The organism is Hyalangium versicolor (assembly GCF_020103695.1).
Taxonomy (GTDB): Bacteria; Myxococcota; Myxococcia; order Myxococcales; family Myxococcaceae; genus Hyalangium; species Hyalangium versicolor.
The window spans coordinates 113,901-129,832 of the sequence record NZ_JAHXBF010000014.1 but is presented as its reverse complement, the minus strand read 5'-3'; the positions used below and the strand labels follow the sequence as shown (position 1 = coordinate 129,832).

Sequence of the window (15,932 nt, the reverse complement as noted above, 5' to 3'; positions counted from 1 at the left end):
CCCCATGAAGCCCGATGCCGCCTCGCCCTCTCTGAGCCCCGCCGCTCCCGTCCCGGGAGGTGAGGCCCGTCCTCGTCCCTCGCTCAAGGTCTGGTTGATGGCCGTCCGGCCCAAGACGCTCACGGCCTCGTTGGTGCCGGTGGCGGTGGGCACGGGCCTGGCGTTCGGCGAGCAGGTGGGCCGCTGGCTGCCGGCGATCGCGGCGCTCGTGGGGGCGCTGCTGATCCAGATCGGCACCAACTTCACCAACGACTACTACGACTTCAAGAAGGGCGCCGACACCGAGGAGCGCCTCGGGCCCGTGCGCGTCACCCAGAGCGGGCTCATCGCTCCGAGCACGGTGCTGGCGGGAGCCATGGCGTGCTTCGGCCTGGCCATCCTCTCGGGTTCCTATCTGGTGTGGGTGGGAGGCTGGCCCATCGTGATCATCGGCCTGTCCTCGGTGCTGTGCGGCTATGCCTATACGGGTGGGCCCGCCCCTCTGGCCTACCATGGGCTGGGAGACGTGTTCGTCTTCGTGTTCTTCGGGCTCGTGGCGGTGATGGGCACCTATTACGTGCAGGCGCTCACGGTGAGCTCGGCCGCGTGGCTCGCCGCCATTCCGGTGGGCGCGCTGGGCACGGCGCTCCTCGTCGTCAACAACCTGCGCGATGCGAAGACGGACGTGAAGGCCAACAAGCGCACCTTGATCGTCCGCTTCGGCACGGGGGCCGGCAAGGCGGAGTACATCGTGTTGCTGGTGGCCTCTTACGCCACCCCGTTCATCCTCTACACCTTCGGGCTCTCCAGCGCGTGGGTGTTTCTCTCACTCCTGAGCGCGCCGCTGGCCGTGGGGCCGTTGCGACTCGTGCTCGGAGCCGAGGGGGCGGCGTTGAACCCGGCACTCGGGGGAACGGCGCGCCTGCAGCTCGTGTTCGGGCTACTCTTCGCCTTGGGTCTCTACCTGAGGTGAAGAGCGCATGCACATCACCGAGACGAGGCTGACGCCCTCGCGGCTGGAGCTCGTGCGCCCGCTGAAGACGGCTCGGGCGACGTACGCGGCGCGAGAGGGCTTCCTCGTGAAGCTCGTGGATGAAGAGGGCCGGGTGGGGCAGGGCGAGGCCATGCCGCTGCCGGAGTTCGGCACCGAGTCCCTGGACACCTGTGAGCAGGTGATTCGCAGCCACCTCAAGGCGCTGAGGGACCAGGTGCTCAGCGACAGCCTGGATGCTATCGAGGATGCCTTCGCCGCTCCCCGAGGGGATCCGTCACAGTGGAGAGGCGCGCAGCTGCGAGTCGAGGATGATCTGCCCGAGGCCCCTGCGGCGGACCATGCGGTGGAGCTGGCGCTGCTGGATCTGCTCTCGCAGCGTCGGGAGATCCCCCTGAGCCGGCTGCTCAACCGGGCTTCGCGCTCGGAGGTCCTGGTGAACGCGCTGCTCACGGCGGAGGATCCGCGGGAGCTGGCCGAGGAGGCTCGCCAGGCGGTGGCAGAGGGCTATCGGACGGTCAAGCTGAAGGTGGCAGGCCGGCCGCTCGACGCGGACGAGGCACGGCTCCGAGCGGTTCGCGAGGCGGTGGGCTCCGAGGTGAACATCCGGGTGGATGCGAACGGGGGCTGGTCGGAGCGCGAGGCGGTGCACGCGGTGGATCGGCTGGGCTGGTACGGGCTCGAGCTGTGTGAGCAGCCTGTGGCGCCGGAAGATCTTCGAGGGCTCTGGCGGCTCCAGCGGCGTGCGCCATTCCCCCTGGCCGCGGATGAATCTCTTGCCTTACCCGAAGCCATCCCCGTGCTGCTCGGAGGCACCGCCGATCGCATGCCGGCCGCGCGGGCCTTCGTGCTCAAGCCCATGGTGCTCGGAGGGCTGCTGCCCGCGCTGATGTTCGCGCGGGAGGCGCATCAGCGAGGGCTGGAGGCTTTCGTGACGAGTTCGCTGGATGGGATCGTCTCGCGAGCGGGCGCGGCCCACCTGGCTGCGGCGCTGCCTTCGGGGAAGCTCGCCTCGGGGCTCGGAGTGGGGAAGCTCTTCAAGGTGGATGATCCGGCGGAGGATCTCTACCGCCCTGTGGGAGGCCGCATCCAATTGCCGGATGCGCCGGGACTCGGGTTGCCAGGATGATGCGATGACTCAGAGCTGTCCCATCCGGGAGGGCGCCTCACGCTGGCCTGACGCCGAGGCCCTGACCTTCGCCGGACGACGCTGGACCTACCGGACGCTGGATGTGGAGGTTGGCCGCTGGGTGGCTGCGCTCCAGGCTCGGAGCATTGGAGCGGGAGACCGCGTCGTGGTGCTCTCGACCAACCACGCGGCCTGTGTGTTCCTCTTCTTCGCGCTCGGCCGACTGGGAGCGCTGCTCGCGCCGCTCAATGCCCGGCTGACCTCCGCGGAACTCGCGCCGCTCCTCCAGGATGTGTCTCCGCGCCTGATGCTGGCCCTGGGCGCGCTGAGAGATCGCCTCCCTGGAGCCGAACTCCTGGAGACGTGGGCGGATGCCGTGCAGGAGCCCTCGGCGACCTGTGAGTCGCTGGAGGACTCGGCGCCGCGCGTCGTGCTGTTCACGTCTGGCACCACGGGGCGGCCCAAGGGCGCGGTGATCACGGAGGGCAACTTCCGCGCGTCCTGCCAGTGCTCGGCGGCGAACCTTGGGGCATACCCGGCGCCGCGCTGGCTCGGCACGTTGCCGCTCTTCCATGTCGGCGGGCTGGCGATGCTCACGCGCTGTGCCTACGAGGGTGGGTGCCTCATCCTGCACGATCGCTTCGACGCGGGGGCCGTGAACCGAGCCATCGACGCCGAGGGCGTCACGCACGCGAGCTTCGTGGCCACTACGCTGGAACGGGTCCTCGATGATCGCCAGGACCGTCGGCTCCCAGAGACCTTCCGCCTGGCGCTGATCGGCGGAGGCCCGGTGCCGACGCCGCTGTTGGAACGGGCCCGAGCCGCGAAGCTGCTGGCGCTGCAGACCTACGGACTGACGGAGGCGTGCTCGCAGGTGGCCACGGAGCGTCCCTCCGAGGCCGACGGGCGCACGGCGGGGCCCGCGCTGCCTGGCCTGTCGATACGGATCGTCGGACCCGAGGGAGAGGTGCTTGGAGCGGGGAGGGAAGGGGACATCGAGGTCCGAGGCCCCACGGTGATGGCGGGCTACCTGAACCGGCCCGACGCCACCCGCGAGACGCTCCGGGACGGCTGGCTGCGCACCCGCGATGTGGGGATGCTGGACGAGCGCGGGCGCCTGACAGTGCTCTCCCGACGCACCGATCTGATCCTCCGAGGCGGAGAGAACCTCTACCCGATGGAGATCGAGACGGTGATCGCCTCACACCCCGCAGTGCAGGAGGTCGCGGTGGTGGGAATACCGGACGCGCGTTGGGGCGAGGTGCCCGTGGCCTTCGTCGTGCTCCGCTCCGGCCATGCCTTCCCGGAGGATCTCGACGGCTGGTGCCGGCGCTCGTTGGCGGGCTTCAAGGTCCCGTCGCGCTTCCTGCCCATCGACGCGCTGCCGCGCAACGCGATGGGCAAGGTGGAGCGCACGGTGCTTCGCCAGCGCTCCACCGCTGCCTGATCACCCAGACAGTTCAGCGCTCGGCGTTTGGGTGCCCCCAGGGGTTGGTGGACGGTTGCCGCCGCAACATGGCCTGCAGATGGTAGGCCTGCGCGGCGGTGACCGTGGGCTTGGGAAGGCTCTGCGAGACTTCATGCAGGCGCGCGGCCTGGAGCGCGAGGCGCTTCTGCACCTCCTGGGACCACCGATTGAACTCGAGCCATTCCATGGCACTGCACCCCCGTTGGAGACCCCACGTATAGAACACGTGAGCGCGCCATGATGATCCCAGGATCTCCGGAAATCACGACGCCGCGCGTAAACACCCGAATGGGCTGACACCTTCCAGACGTTCCCTGGGCAGGCTGCCGAACACCGTGCCCTCGGGTCCGATGACGCACCGCGAAAATCCCGGACTATTTCTTGGGGGCCTTGGGCGCAGGCTTCACATCCGTGTTCTGCCCCGCGGCGATCAGCCACTTCCCCTCTGCCTTGCGCATCACGTACCTCATCCGGGTCCGGAGCACGCCGTCCTCCGTGTTCTGCACTCCCGGGGGGAGCCCCTCATGGCCGGTCACCTCGTGATCGGTATCAACCACGGCGATGTCCGGGCCGAGGAACACGAGCCGGCGGACGGTCACCTGGGTCCGGCTGTTCTTGAAGATGCTGGCGAAGATGCCGGCGTGGCGCTTCTCGATCTCCGCGCGGCCCTGGAAGACGGTCCCCGCGATGTTGACGAAGTCGGCGTCCGGGGCGAAGTCCTTGCTCCACTGCGCGGCGTCGTGGCGGTTCCACGCCTCGGTCTGCGCGGCGATGAGCTGGCGGAGGGTGGTTTCCTCCGGATTGCGGGGCTCGTCAGCGAGGGCCGCTACGGGAGCCAGCATGAGAGACAGGACGAGGGCCACGTAGGGCCCGGAGACAGGTGTACGGTTCAGCATCATTCCTCCCGGGCGCATGAAACCACGGAAGCTTGGGAGGGAGGACGGTTCAACCCTTGCTGAGGCTCTGGCTTCGATAAGTCAGAGGCGCCTGATCAGTGGCCAAACAGCTTGACTGGAGGGAGCGGGTTCCGGACTATCCGCCCCCCTGCATACACGGTCACACCTATCCAGGAGCTCTCTCTCATGGCGCCCCCGTCTGGCCAGAAGATCACCCTTCAAAACGGCAAGCTGAACGTTCCGGACAACCCGATCCTCCCCTACATCGAGGGTGATGGCACTGGCCGAGACATCTGGCGTGCCTCGCAGGCGGTCTTCGATGCGGCGGTAGAGAAGGCGTACAAGGGCAAGAAGAAGATCGCCTGGTTCGAGGTGCTGGCCGGCGAGAAGGCGTTCAAGCAGGTGAACAACTGGCTGCCGGACGCCACGGTCGAGGCCTTCCGCGAGTACCTGGTGGGCATCAAGGGCCCGCTGACCACGCCGGTGGGCGGTGGCATCCGCTCGCTCAACGTGGCGCTGCGCCAGCTGTTGGATCTCTACGTCTGCCTGCGTCCCGTGCGCTACTTCAAGGGCGTGCCCAGCCCCGTGAAGGCGCCCGAGAAGGTGGACATGGTGATCTTCCGCGAGAACACCGAGGACATCTACGCCGGCATCGAGTTCGAGGCGGGCACCGCCGCGGCGGAGAAGTTCCTGGGCCTGTTCCAGAAGGAGTTCGAGAAGGAGTTCAAGAAGATCCGCTTCCCGAAGAACGTGGGCATCGGCTTCAAGCCCGTGTCGCAGGAGGGCAGCGAGCGCCTCATCCGCGCGGCCATCCAGTACGCGGTGGAGCACAAGCGCAAGAGCGTGACGTTTGTCCACAAGGGCAACATCATGAAGTTCACCGAGGGCGCGTTCCGCAAGTGGGGCTACGATCTGGCCGCCCGCGAGTTCGGTGACAAGGTCTACACCTGGGATCAGTGGGAGGCCACCAAGGCCGCCAAGAACGAGGAGGCCGCCAACGCCGAGCAGAAGGCCGCGGTCGCCGCCGGGAAGGTCATCATCAAGGACTCCATCGCGGACATCACCCTGCAGCAGGTGCTCACCCGTCCGGACGAGTTCGACGTGATCGCCACGCTGAACCTCAACGGTGACTACCTGTCCGACGCGCTGGCCGCGCAGGTGGGCGGCATCGGCATCGCGCCGGGCGGCAACATCAACTACGTGTCCGGCCACGCGGTGTTCGAGGCCACCCACGGCACCGCGCCCAAGTACGCGGACCAGGACAAGGTGAACCCGGGCTCGGTGATCCTCTCGGGCGAGATGATGTTCCGCCACCTGGGCTGGAACGAGGCCGCCGACCTGATCATCCAGGGCATGGACAAGGCCATTGCCCAGAAGACCGTCACCTACGACTTCGCCCGCCTGATGAAGCTGGAGAACCAGGGCAGCGTGACCGAGGTGAAGTGCTCCGAGTTCGGTCAGGCCATCATCAAGAACATGTAGTTTTTGGGAGACGACTCACATGGCTCAGACGCGCAAGAAGAAGATCAGTCTCATCGGCGGTGGCCAGATCGGCGGCAACCTGGCGCTGCTCTCCGTCCAGAAGAACCTGGGCGACGTGGTGCTCTTCGACATCCCGGCCGCCGAGGGCCTGGTCAAGGGCAAGGCGCTGGACATCAACCAGCTGTCCGCGGTGGACGGCTATGACAGCCGCGTCATCGGCTCCACGGACTGGAAGGACGTGGCCGGCTCGGACGTGGTGATCATCACCGCTGGCGTGCCGCGCAAGCCGGGCATGAGCCGCGAGGACCTGCTCGACATCAACCTGAAGATCATGAAGGACGTGGCGGTCGGCATCAAGCAGCACGCCCCCAACGCCTTCGTGATCAACGTGGCCAACCCGCTCGATGCGATGGTGTACGCGCTCTACAAGATCGCGGAGCTGCCCAAGAACATGGTGGTGGGCATGGCGGGCGTGCTGGATACCAGCCGCTTCAAGTGCTTCGTCGCCGAGGCGCTGAACACCTCCATCGCGGACGTCGAGGCGCTGGTGCTCGGCGGCCACGGTGACGACATGGTGCCCCTGGTGCGTCACGCCACAGTGGGTGGCGTGCCCCTCACCGAGCTGCTGCCCAAGGACAAGCTGGAGGCCATCATCAAGCGCACCCGCGAGGGCGGCGCCGAGCTGGTGGCCCTCTACAAGACGGGCAGCGCCTACTTCGGTCCGGCGGCCAGCTCCATCGCCATGGCGGAGAGCTTCCTGCTGGATCGCAAGCGCGTCCTCCCGGCCGCGGCCCTGCTCGAGGGCCAGTACGGCATCAACGGCTACTTCTTCGGCGCCCCGGTGCAGATCGGCGCGGGCGGCGTGGAGAAGGTCATCACCGTTCAGCTGGACGACTCGGAGAAGGCGGCGCTGGAGAAGTCCTTCCAGTCCGTGAAGAAGACGGTCGACAGCGTGAAGCTGTAGTCCGGTGCCTTGAAACCAGGCCTGCCCCGCTCGGGACTTCCCGGGTAGGGCGGGCCTTATGTCGTGAATGGCGCGCGCTTATCGCGCGTGCCTCCGAGATTGCAGCGGAGTTTCGCCAAGTTATCTAGCCTGGAGAACCCGCACCGAGGGGTTGGGGTGGTGCGCTCGCCGAGCGCCGAGCTTGGCGGGCTGGCGGCCCCCTGGCTCCTGGCAGTGAAGGAGACGATGCATGGCAGCAGCAGCGCGGTTCACAGTGGTGGGTGGTGGGCTGGCGGGGTTGATGACGACCATCAAGCTGGCCGAGGCTGGCCACCAGGTCGACGTCCTCTCGATCGTGCCGGTGAAGCGCTCGCACTCGGTCTGTGCGCAGGGCGGCATCAACGGCGCGGTGAACACCAAGGGTGAGGGCGATCACCCGGACATCCACGTGAAGGACACGCTGCGCGGCGGCGACTTCCTGGCCGAGCAGGTGTCAGTGAAGGGCATGTGCTACGCGGCCCCGGGCATCATCTACATGCTCGACCGCATGGGCGTGACGTTCAACCGCACCGCCGAGGGCCTGCTGGACTTCCGGCGCTTCGGCGGCACGCTCCACCACCGCACGGCCTTCGCGGGCGCCACCACTGGCCAGCAGTTGCTCTACGCGCTGGACGAGCAGGTGCGCCGCTACGAGGCCGAGGGCAAGGTCACCAAGTACGAGTACTGGGAGTGGCTCGGCACGGTGAAGGACGAGTCCGGCCGGTGCATCGGCAGCGTGGCGCTGGACTTGCGCACCATGGAGATCCGCACGTTCCCCGCCGAGGCGGTGTGCCTGGCGACGGGTGGCCCGGGCATCGTCTTCGGGCGTTCGACGAACTCCATCATCAACACGGGCACCGCGGCGGGCCGCGCCTATATGGAGGGCGCGATCTACGCCAACGGCGAGTTCATCCAGGTGCACCCGACGTCGATCCCGGGCGAGGACAAGCTGCGCCTGATGAGCGAGTCGGTGCGCGGCGAGGGTGGCCGCGTCTGGGTGCCGAAGAAGAAGGGCGACACGCGAGCGCCGCGGGAGATCCCCGAGGGCGAGCGCTGGTACTTCCTCGAGGAGAAGTACCCCAAGTACAAGAACCTGGTTCCGCGCGATGTGGCCACCCGCGAGATCTTCATGGTCTGCCGCGATCTGGGCATGGGCATCGGCGGACGGGACGGCGTGTACCTGGACGTGACGCATATCCCGGCTCCCACGCTCGACGCGAAGATCAAGGGCGTGATGGAGATCTACGAGAAGTTCGTGGGAGACGACCCGCGCCACACGCCGATGGTCATCTTCCCGGGCATGCACTACTCGATGGGCGGCCTGTATGTGAACTTCGAGGCGGATCCGAAGACGCTCACGCCGGCCGACGGCAGCCCGAAGAACCAGTCCACCAACATCCCCGGCCTGTACGCGGCGGGCGAGGCCGACTACGCCTTCCACGGCGCGAACCGGCTGGGCGCCAACTCGCTGCTGTCCTGCATCTACTCGGGGCAGATCGGCGGGCCGGCGATGGTGGCGTACGCGAAGAACAACGCGAAGTCCGCCGAGGCCCAGAGCGCCAGGCACTTCACGGACGCGAAGAAGTACTGGGATGATCGCTTCGCCACGATCAAGAAGATGGCGGGCGCGGAGAACCCGTACCAGATCTCGAAGGAGCTGGGCGAGCTGATGACGGAGAACTGCACCGTCGTCCGCTACAACGATCGGCTCAAGAAGACGGTCGAGAAGATCCGCGAGATGAAGGAGCGCTGGAAGAACTGCAACGTGCTCGATACGGGCAACGTGGCCAACCGCGCGCTGTCCTTCACCAACCAGCTGTGGAACATGTTGGAGCTGGGCGAGGTGATCGCCACCGGCGCGCTCATGCGCGACGAGAGCCGCGGCGCTCATTACAAGCCGGACGCCTCGCTGCCGGAGCCGAAGTCGAAGGATCCGCGCGAGGATCCGCAGTGGATGGATCTCTGGAAGCAGCGCCACGAGAAGTGGGCGAAGACGACGATCGCGAAGTACTCGGTGGAGGGGCCGCAGATCTCCTACGAGAACATCGCCACCCCGGTGCTCGAGCCGGAGCCTCGTTGGTACGCGTAGTCAAGGGAACGCATCATGGATAACGCACAGGCAGGCGCTACCACGCAGACCGTGACCTTTCGTATCTGGCGCCAGGACGGGCCGGGCAACGAGGGCCACTATGACGAGTTCCGGATCCCCTATCGCAAGGGCGCGAACGTCGTGTCGTGCTTGATGGAGATCCAGCGCAACCCCACCACGGTGCAGGGCAAGAAGGTGGCCCCGGTGGTGTGGGACGCGGCATGCCTCGAGGAGGTGTGTGGCAGCTGCGCGATGAACATCAACGGGCGGGTGCGGATGGCCTGCTCGGCGCTGATCGACAAGCTGGAGCAGCCGATCACCCTGGATCCGCTGAAGAAGTTCCCGGTGGTGCGGGATCTCACGGTGGACCGCAACCGGATGTTCGAGGCGCTCAAGCGGGTGAAGGGTTGGATCCCGGTGGATGGGACGCACAACCTGGGGCCGGGCCCGCGACAGTCTCCTCATGATCAGTCCCTCATGTACGTGCTCTCCACGTGCATCACCTGCGGCAGCTGCCTGGAGGCGTGCCCGCAGGTGACGATCGACAACGACTTCGTGGGAGCGGCGGCGATCAGCCAGGCGCGCCTGTTCAACATGAACCCCACGGGGAAGATGAACTCCGAGGAGCGCACGCGGGCGCTGATGGGCCCGGGTGGCGTGCAGGACTGCGGCAAGGCCCAGAACTGCGTGAAGGTGTGCCCGAAGGAGATCCCGCTCACCTCGTCCATCGCGGTGATGAACCGCGAGGTGACGAAGGTGCTGGTGAAGGACATCTTCTTCAAGGAAGAGGAGCGCAAGGCGAGCTCCGGTCCGGGGTGACCGAAAGGCCAGCCTGGCTTCAATCGGCCCTGCACTCGGAGCCCATGCGCCCGAGGCAGGGCCGTGTCATGTGCGGAGGCGGCGAGCTGAAGCTTCGCTCATGCCTACATAGGGGTTGCTGTCACCCCAGGCCCGTGAACGTCCTTGCACTCAGGCGCGTATTGCGCGAATACGCTGCCCGCGCTTGACGCCTCAAGCCATGGTTGTTCACCCGGAGCCTCGATGAAGATCCACGAGTACCAGGGCAAGGAACTCTTCCGGAAGTACGGTGTCCCCACTCCCCGGGGCATTCTCGCGCTGTCTCCCAAGGATGCGGAGGCCGCTGCCAAGGAGCTGGCCACCCCCGTCGTGGTCGTCAAGGCACAGATTCACGCCGGCGGTCGTGGCAAGGGCGGCGGAGTGAAGCTCGCCAAGAGCCCCGCCGAGGCGAAGGACCTCGCCAAGGCCATGCTCGGCATGAAGCTGAAGACCATCCAGACCGGTCCCGAGGGTCAGGAGGTCCACAAGGTCTACATCGAAGAGGGCCTCGCGATCGCCCAGGAGTTGTACCTCGGCGTGACGCTGGACCGCGCCACCTCGCGCATCACCTTCATGGCCTCCAAGGAGGGAGGCGTGGAGATCGAGGAGGTCGCCGCCCACCACCCCGAGAAGATCCTCCGCGAGGCGGTGGATCCGGCTGTCGGCTTCCTGGACTTCCAGGGCCGCAAGCTGGCCTTCGGGCTGGGCCTCTCCGGCCCCACCGTGAACAAGTTCGTCCAGTTCTGCACCGCGCTCTACAAGATGTTCGTGGAGACGGATGCCTCGCTGGTCGAGGTCAACCCGCTGGTCATCCTCAAGGATGGCGGCGTGGTGGCGCTCGACGCGAAGGTGAACTTCGACGAGAACGCGCTCTACCGGCACAAGGATCTGCTGGCGTACCGCGACCTGGCCGAGGAGGAGCCCCGTGAGACGCAGGCCAAGGAGTGGGATCTGGCCTACATCGCGCTCGAGGGCAACATCGGCTGCATGGTGAACGGTGCGGGCCTCGCCATGGCCACCATGGACACCATCAAGCTGGTGGGCGGCAGCCCGGCCAACTTCCTGGACGTGGGCGGCGGCGCGAGCAAGGAGAAGGTGACGGCGGCCTTCAAGCTCATTCTCGCCGACCCGCTCGTGAAGGCGGTGCTGGTGAACATCTTCGGCGGCATCATGAAGTGCGACGTCATCGCCGAGGGCATCATCGCCGCGGCGAAGGAGGTCCAGCTCAAGGTGCCTCTCGTGGTGCGGCTCGAGGGCACCAACGTGGAGAAGGGCAAGGAGCTGCTGCGCAACTCCGGCCTGGCCATCACCCCCGCGGACAACCTGCGGCAGGCGGCGGAGAAGGCCGTCGCCGCCGTCAAGTAGCCAGGTCCGTCACCCACTTCTTCCGAGAGCTACCCATGAGCATCCTCGTCAACGAGAACACCAAGGTCCTCTGTCAGGGCATCACGGGCTCGGCGGGCTCGTTCCACGCCAAGCAGATGCTGGAGTATGGCACCAAGCTCGTCGCCGGCGTCACCCCGGGCAAGGGCGGTACCGACTTCGAGGGCAAGGTCCCCATCTTCAACACCGTGGCCGACGCGGTGAAGCAGGCCGGCGTCAACACCTCGGTCATCTTCGTGCCGCCGCCGTTCGCCGCGGACTCCATCATGGAGGCCGCTGACGCGGGCATCTCCCTCATCATCACCATCACCGAGGGCATCCCCGTCAACGACATGGTCCGCGCCAAGCGCTACCTCCAGGGCAAGCCGGGCGTGCGCCTCATCGGCCCCAACTGCCCCGGCGTCATCACCCCGGGCGCCAAGTGCAAGATCGGCATCATGCCGGGCCACATCCACAAGCCGGGCCGCATCGGCGTGGTGTCCCGCTCGGGCACGCTGACGTATGAGGCCGTGCACCAGCTCACGCAGCTCGGCCTGGGCCAGAGCACGGCGGTGGGTATCGGTGGCGATCCGGTCAACGGCACGGACTTCATCGACTGCCTCAAGCTGTTCAACGCCGATCCGGAGACGGACGCGGTCATCATGATCGGCGAGATCGGCGGCAACGCCGAGGAGTCCGCCGCCGAGTACGTGGCGCGCGAGTTCACCAAGCCCATCGCCGGCTTCATCGCGGGCCAGTCCGCTCCTCCGGGCAAGCGCATGGGCCACGCGGGCGCCATCATCTCCGGTGGCAAGGGCACCGCCGCGGAGAAGATCAAGGCGATGGAGGCAGCGGGCTTCCTGATGGCCGCGAGCCCCACGGAGCTGGGCACCACGCTCCAGGAGGCGCTCAAGCGCGGCGCCCCGAAGAAGAGCCGCTAGCTGTTCCACCTTTCACATACTCAAGACTCACGAGGACCGAAGACACATGGCCATCGAGCGTACGCTTTCCATCATCAAGCCGGACGGGCTGGAGAAGGGCATCATCGGGAAGATCATCTCCAAGTTCGAGGAGAAGAACCTGAAGCCCGTTGCCATCCGCCTGCAGCACCTGTCCCAGGCGCAGGCCGAGGGCTTCTACGCCGTCCACAAGGCGCGCCCCTTCTTCAAGGACCTGGTCAGCTTCATGATCTCCGGCCCCGTGGTGCTCATGGTGCTGGAGGGTGAGAACGCCGTGGCCGCCAACCGCGAGATCATGGGCGCCACCAACCCGGCCAACGCCGCCCCGGGCACCATCCGCAAGGAGTTCGCCACCAGCATCGACAAGAACACGGTGCACGGCTCGGACAGCCTCGAGAACGCCAAGAACGAGGTCGCCTACTTCTTCCGCGAGACCGAGATCCACTCGTACGAGTACCAGGGCAAGAAGTAAGCAGAGCGCTTGCTCGGCTTCATGCGGCCCGGTGCCTGCGCCTCGTGCGTGGGGCCGGGCCGTGTGCTTGCGGGCGCTCAGCCGGCGAGAGGAGCTCGTAGGAGAGTAGGGGGCGCCGATGTAGTTCACCTGGAGTCCTAGCAGCAGAGCGAGCGCGCCTTTGACTTGCCGCCCCGAGATGTGGGAAGGCTCCCCCCTCTACCTCCCGTTAGAAACCGCAGATGTCCGAGCCCTCTGTCGCCACTCCTGACACCACGCCGCTGCCTGCGCCCGCGCCGGCGAAGCTCGTCGACGTGTCCAGCCTCACGCTGGAGGGGCTGACCCGCTTCCTCACCGAGCAGCTCAGCGAGCGCGCGTTCCGCGCCGGGCAGGTCTACCGCTGGATCCACCAGCGCGGCGTCCGCTCGTTCGACGAGATGACGGACCTGTCCAAGGTGCTGCGCCAGAAGCTCAAGGAGCGCGCCGAGATCGTCCCGCTCGTGAAGGATCTCGAGCAGCGCTCGGTGGACGGCACCATCAAGTACCGCTTCAAGACGCGGGACGGGCGCTACATCGAGTCCGTCTACATGCCCTCCGAGGATCGGAAGACGCTGTGCGTCTCCACCCAGGTGGGCTGCGCCATGGCGTGCTCGTTCTGCATGACGGGCACCCTGGGCCTCAAGCGCAACCTCACCCCTGGTGAGATCGTCGCCCAGGTGCACACGGTGAACCGCGAGGTGCGCCAGCTCGAGGGCCTGGAGACCTATCGCCCGCTCAGCAACCTGGTGTTCATGGGCATGGGCGAGCCGCTGCACAACTTCGAGAACCTCAAGACGGCGCTCTCCATCCTCCAGTCCGAGGACGGGCCCAACTTCTCCCATCGCCACATCACCGTTTCCACCGTGGGCCTGGTGCCCATGATCGAGCGGTTCGGCCAGGAGACGGACGTCAAGCTGGCCATCTCGCTCAACGCCAGCACGGACGAGCAGCGCAGCAAGACGATGCCCGTCAACCGCAAGTGGAACATCGCCGCGCTCTTGGAGGCGTGCCGCAAGTTCCCCCTGCGCCAGGGCCGCCGCATCACCTTCGAGTACGTGCTCCTCCGGGGCTTCAACGACTCGGACGAGGACGCCTTCCGGCTCATCGAGCTGTTGAAGGACATCCCCGCCAAGGTGAACCTCATTCCCTACAACGAGAACCCGGGTCTGGGGTTCCACACGACCATGGAGGAGCGCGCCGAGGCCTTCCGCGCCATCCTCGCTGACGGTCACATCGCCGCCTTCATCCGACAGAACCGGGGCCGAGACATCGCCGGCGCCTGTGGACAGCTTGCCAACAGGAGCGGGGAGGCTGCCTCGCAGGCAACGCAAGCTCCCGAGCTTCCTTGACAATCCCGAGGGAGGGACGCTAATAGCGCGCCCCTCCTTTATTTTTCGTTACCGGTTGTTTTCACTGGAGTCAGTTCAATGGCCGTCGTTCTCCGTCTCGCCCGCGCGGGCGCCAAGAAGAAGCCGTACTACCACGTGGTTGCCACCGACTCCCGGAACCCCCGGGACGGCAAGTTCATCGAGGCCGTGGGCGCCTACGATCCGAACCTGAGCCCCCCGAAGGTGGAGTTCAACAAGGAGCGGCTGGAGTACTGGCTGAAGACGGGCGCGACGCCCTCTGAGACGGTGGCTGACCTCATCAAGCGCGCGGCCAAGGCCACGCCCCCCACTGCCTGAGTCAGCTGGCCTGACCGGACGTGGAGCAACTCCTTACTTATCTGGCGCGGGCCCTGGTCGACCAACCGGACCAGGTGGGGCTGCGCGTGTCCGAGGTGGACGGCGCCCGGCTCTATGAGCTGAAGGTTGCCCCCGAGGACGTCGGCAAGGTCATCGGCCGTGACGGGCGGACCGTGAATGCCCTCCGGACGCTGCTGAGCGCCGCGGCCCAGAAGCAGGGGCAGAAGGTTCGCCTCGAGATCCTCGACGATCGGCGTGCCGCACCGGTTCCGGTGGCGGCTCCCGTGGCACCTCCCGCCCCTGACGCCCAGTGACGCCCTCGCCTCTCCTGGAGCTTGGCTATGTGGCTCGGGCCCATGGCATCCGGGGCGAGGTGGCGGTGCGCCCGTTTGATCCGGGCTCCGAGACGCTCGCCGCCGTCGAGCGGGTGCGGGTGCGAACCCGCGCGGGCCAGGAGCGCGATCTGGCCATCGAGTCGTTGCGGCCCACCCCCAAGGAGGACATCGTCGCCTTCGAGGGGGTGGAGACTCGGGAGGACGCCGAGGGCCTGGTCGGCTCCAAGGTGTTCGTCTACCGCGAGGATCTTGAGCCGCCGGCTGACGGTGAGTACTTCCAGGGCGATCTGGTGGGGCTCACCGCCGTGGACGAGGCCGGCCAGGAATTGGGCAAGGTGGTGGAGATCTGGGCCACCAGCGAGGTGCCCAACCTGGTCATCCGCGGCCCTGGGAAGCCCGAGGTGATCGTCCCGTTCGCCGATGAATTCGTGCCCTCGGTGGATGTGCCGGGAGGGCGGATTGTCATCAAGCCTCCCGAGTTCGAGGAGGAACGCTGATGTACCCGGTGGAGATCCTCACGCTCTTTCCGGGCATGGTGTCCGGGTACGTGGGGGAGAGCATCCTCGGCAAGGCGCAGGAGCGGGGCAAGCTGTCCGTCTCCGCCACGGACATCCGCGAGTACGCCGAGGGCAAGCACCGCGTCACGGACGACACGCCCTATGGGGGCGGCGCGGGCATGGTGATGAAGGTGGAGCCGTTGGTGGCGGCCATCGAGGCGGCGCGGGTCCGGCTCCCAGGCGCCAAGGTGCTGCTGATGAGCCCCCGAGGCCCTGCCTTCACCCAGGCGCGAGCGCGCGAGCTGGTCAGCCACACGGCGGGCCTGATCCTGGTCTGCGGCCGCTACGAGGGCGTGGACGAGCGGGTGATGACATACCTGGACGGCGAGCTGTCCCTGGGAGACTTCATCCTCACGGGTGGGGAGATCGCGGCGCTGGCGGTGGTGGATGCGGTCGCCCGGCTGCTCCCTGGGGTGCTGGGCAACCAGGCGTCCCACGTGAGCGAGAGCTTCGAGGAGGGACTGCTGGAGCACCCTCAGTACACCCGGCCTCCGGTGTTCCGGGGCGCGGAGGTGCCCGCGGTGCTCCAGTCCGGGGATCACGCCCGGATCGCCCGCTGGAGGCGCTGGAAGGCCCTGAAGCTCACCCAGGAGCGCCGGCCGGACCTCTTCGCCCGCCTGGAAGTCGGGCCAGCGGACCAGAAGCTGCTCTCGCGGGGGGAGGAAGAGCTGTAGCGCTGGGGGTTGGACCT

Annotated in this window: 17 protein-coding genes; 15 read left to right on the top strand and 2 right to left on the bottom strand. The window is 67.0% G+C overall.

Going from position 1 to position 15,932, the window contains the following annotated elements; all coding sequences use genetic code 11:
* Positions 1–4 precede the first annotated feature (4 nt).
* Genes KY501_RS27960 through menE form a run of 3 tightly spaced genes read left to right on the top strand, consistent with a single transcriptional unit; the run spans position 5 to position 3,546 of the window.
* On the top strand, positions 5–952 hold the full coding sequence (locus KY501_RS27960; RefSeq protein WP_224366518.1) for a 1,4-dihydroxy-2-naphthoate polyprenyltransferase: 948 nt from the start codon (positions 5–7) through the stop codon (positions 950–952).
* A gap of 7 nt (positions 953–959) precedes the next feature.
* The gene (gene menC, locus KY501_RS27955; protein ID WP_224366517.1) at positions 960–2,099 is read left to right on the top strand and encodes an o-succinylbenzoate synthase; all 1,140 of its coding nucleotides are present in this window, start codon (positions 960–962) and stop codon (positions 2,097–2,099) included.
* Between the two features lie 4 nt (positions 2,100–2,103).
* Complete coding sequence (gene menE / locus KY501_RS27950) at positions 2,104–3,546, top strand: o-succinylbenzoate--CoA ligase (protein ID WP_224366516.1); 1,443 nt, start codon at positions 2,104–2,106, stop codon at positions 3,544–3,546.
* Between the two features lie 13 nt (positions 3,547–3,559).
* Here the strand turns inward: menE and KY501_RS27945 are convergent, their stop codons facing one another.
* Together KY501_RS27945 and KY501_RS27940 are read right to left on the bottom strand one after the other, a co-directional pair.
* The gene (locus tag KY501_RS27945; RefSeq protein ID WP_224366515.1) at positions 3,560–3,754 is read right to left on the bottom strand and encodes a hypothetical protein; all 195 of its coding nucleotides are present in this window, start codon (positions 3,752–3,754) and stop codon (positions 3,560–3,562) included.
* A 187-nt stretch (positions 3,755–3,941) separates the two neighbouring features.
* Positions 3,942–4,466 (bottom strand): SgcJ/EcaC family oxidoreductase, encoded by a 525-nt coding sequence (locus tag KY501_RS27940; RefSeq protein WP_224366514.1) that lies wholly within the window; start codon positions 4,464–4,466, stop codon positions 3,942–3,944.
* Positions 4,467–4,649: 183 nt separating this feature from the next.
* On the opposite strand from KY501_RS27940, the gene icd reads away from it, so the two are divergent.
* The 12 genes from icd (at position 4,650) to trmD (ending at position 15,915) form a co-directional block, all read left to right on the top strand.
* Positions 4,650–5,945: an NADP-dependent isocitrate dehydrogenase gene (gene icd / locus KY501_RS27935; protein WP_224366513.1), complete on the top strand. Its 1,296-nt coding sequence runs from the start codon at positions 4,650–4,652 to the stop codon at positions 5,943–5,945.
* Positions 5,946–5,964: 19 nt separating this feature from the next.
* Positions 5,965–6,909, top strand: a complete 945-nt coding sequence (mdh, locus tag KY501_RS27930; protein WP_224366512.1) for a malate dehydrogenase — start codon at positions 5,965–5,967, stop codon at positions 6,907–6,909.
* Positions 6,910–7,138: 229 nt separating this feature from the next.
* A complete protein-coding gene (gene sdhA / locus KY501_RS27925; RefSeq protein WP_224366511.1) occupies positions 7,139–9,016 on the top strand; it encodes a succinate dehydrogenase flavoprotein subunit in 1,878 nt (625 codons plus the stop codon).
* A 15-nt stretch (positions 9,017–9,031) separates the two neighbouring features.
* Positions 9,032–9,835: a succinate dehydrogenase iron-sulfur subunit gene (gene sdhB / locus KY501_RS27920; protein WP_224366510.1), complete on the top strand. Its 804-nt coding sequence runs from the start codon at positions 9,032–9,034 to the stop codon at positions 9,833–9,835.
* 222 nt (positions 9,836–10,057) lie between these two features.
* Complete coding sequence (sucC, locus tag KY501_RS27915) at positions 10,058–11,218, top strand: ADP-forming succinate--CoA ligase subunit beta (protein WP_224366509.1); 1,161 nt, start codon at positions 10,058–10,060, stop codon at positions 11,216–11,218.
* Positions 11,219–11,253: 35 nt separating this feature from the next.
* Positions 11,254–12,156, top strand: a complete 903-nt coding sequence (gene sucD, locus KY501_RS27910; RefSeq protein WP_224366508.1) for a succinate--CoA ligase subunit alpha — start codon at positions 11,254–11,256, stop codon at positions 12,154–12,156.
* Positions 12,157–12,202: 46 nt separating this feature from the next.
* Positions 12,203–12,646, top strand: coding sequence for a nucleoside-diphosphate kinase (gene ndk / locus KY501_RS27905; RefSeq protein ID WP_224366507.1), 444 nt, complete (start codon positions 12,203–12,205; stop codon positions 12,644–12,646).
* A gap of 221 nt (positions 12,647–12,867) precedes the next feature.
* Positions 12,868–14,013, top strand: coding sequence for a dual-specificity RNA methyltransferase RlmN (gene rlmN / locus KY501_RS27900; RefSeq protein ID WP_224366506.1), 1,146 nt, complete (start codon positions 12,868–12,870; stop codon positions 14,011–14,013).
* A 78-nt stretch (positions 14,014–14,091) separates the two neighbouring features.
* Complete coding sequence (gene rpsP / locus KY501_RS27895) at positions 14,092–14,349, top strand: 30S ribosomal protein S16 (RefSeq protein ID WP_224366505.1); 258 nt, start codon at positions 14,092–14,094, stop codon at positions 14,347–14,349.
* A 20-nt stretch (positions 14,350–14,369) separates the two neighbouring features.
* Complete coding sequence (locus KY501_RS27890) at positions 14,370–14,663, top strand: KH domain-containing protein (RefSeq protein ID WP_224366504.1); 294 nt, start codon at positions 14,370–14,372, stop codon at positions 14,661–14,663.
* Entirely contained in the window at positions 14,660–15,181 is a 522-nt protein-coding gene (gene rimM, locus KY501_RS27885) for a ribosome maturation factor RimM (protein ID WP_224366503.1), read from the top strand. Before KY501_RS27890 ends, rimM begins: the two co-directional genes overlap by 4 nt.
* On the top strand, positions 15,181–15,915 hold the full coding sequence (trmD, locus tag KY501_RS27880; RefSeq protein ID WP_224366502.1) for a tRNA (guanosine(37)-N1)-methyltransferase TrmD: 735 nt from the start codon (positions 15,181–15,183) through the stop codon (positions 15,913–15,915). The genes rimM and trmD overlap by 1 nt, the downstream gene beginning before the upstream one ends.
* The last annotated feature ends 17 nt before the right edge of the window (positions 15,916–15,932 follow it).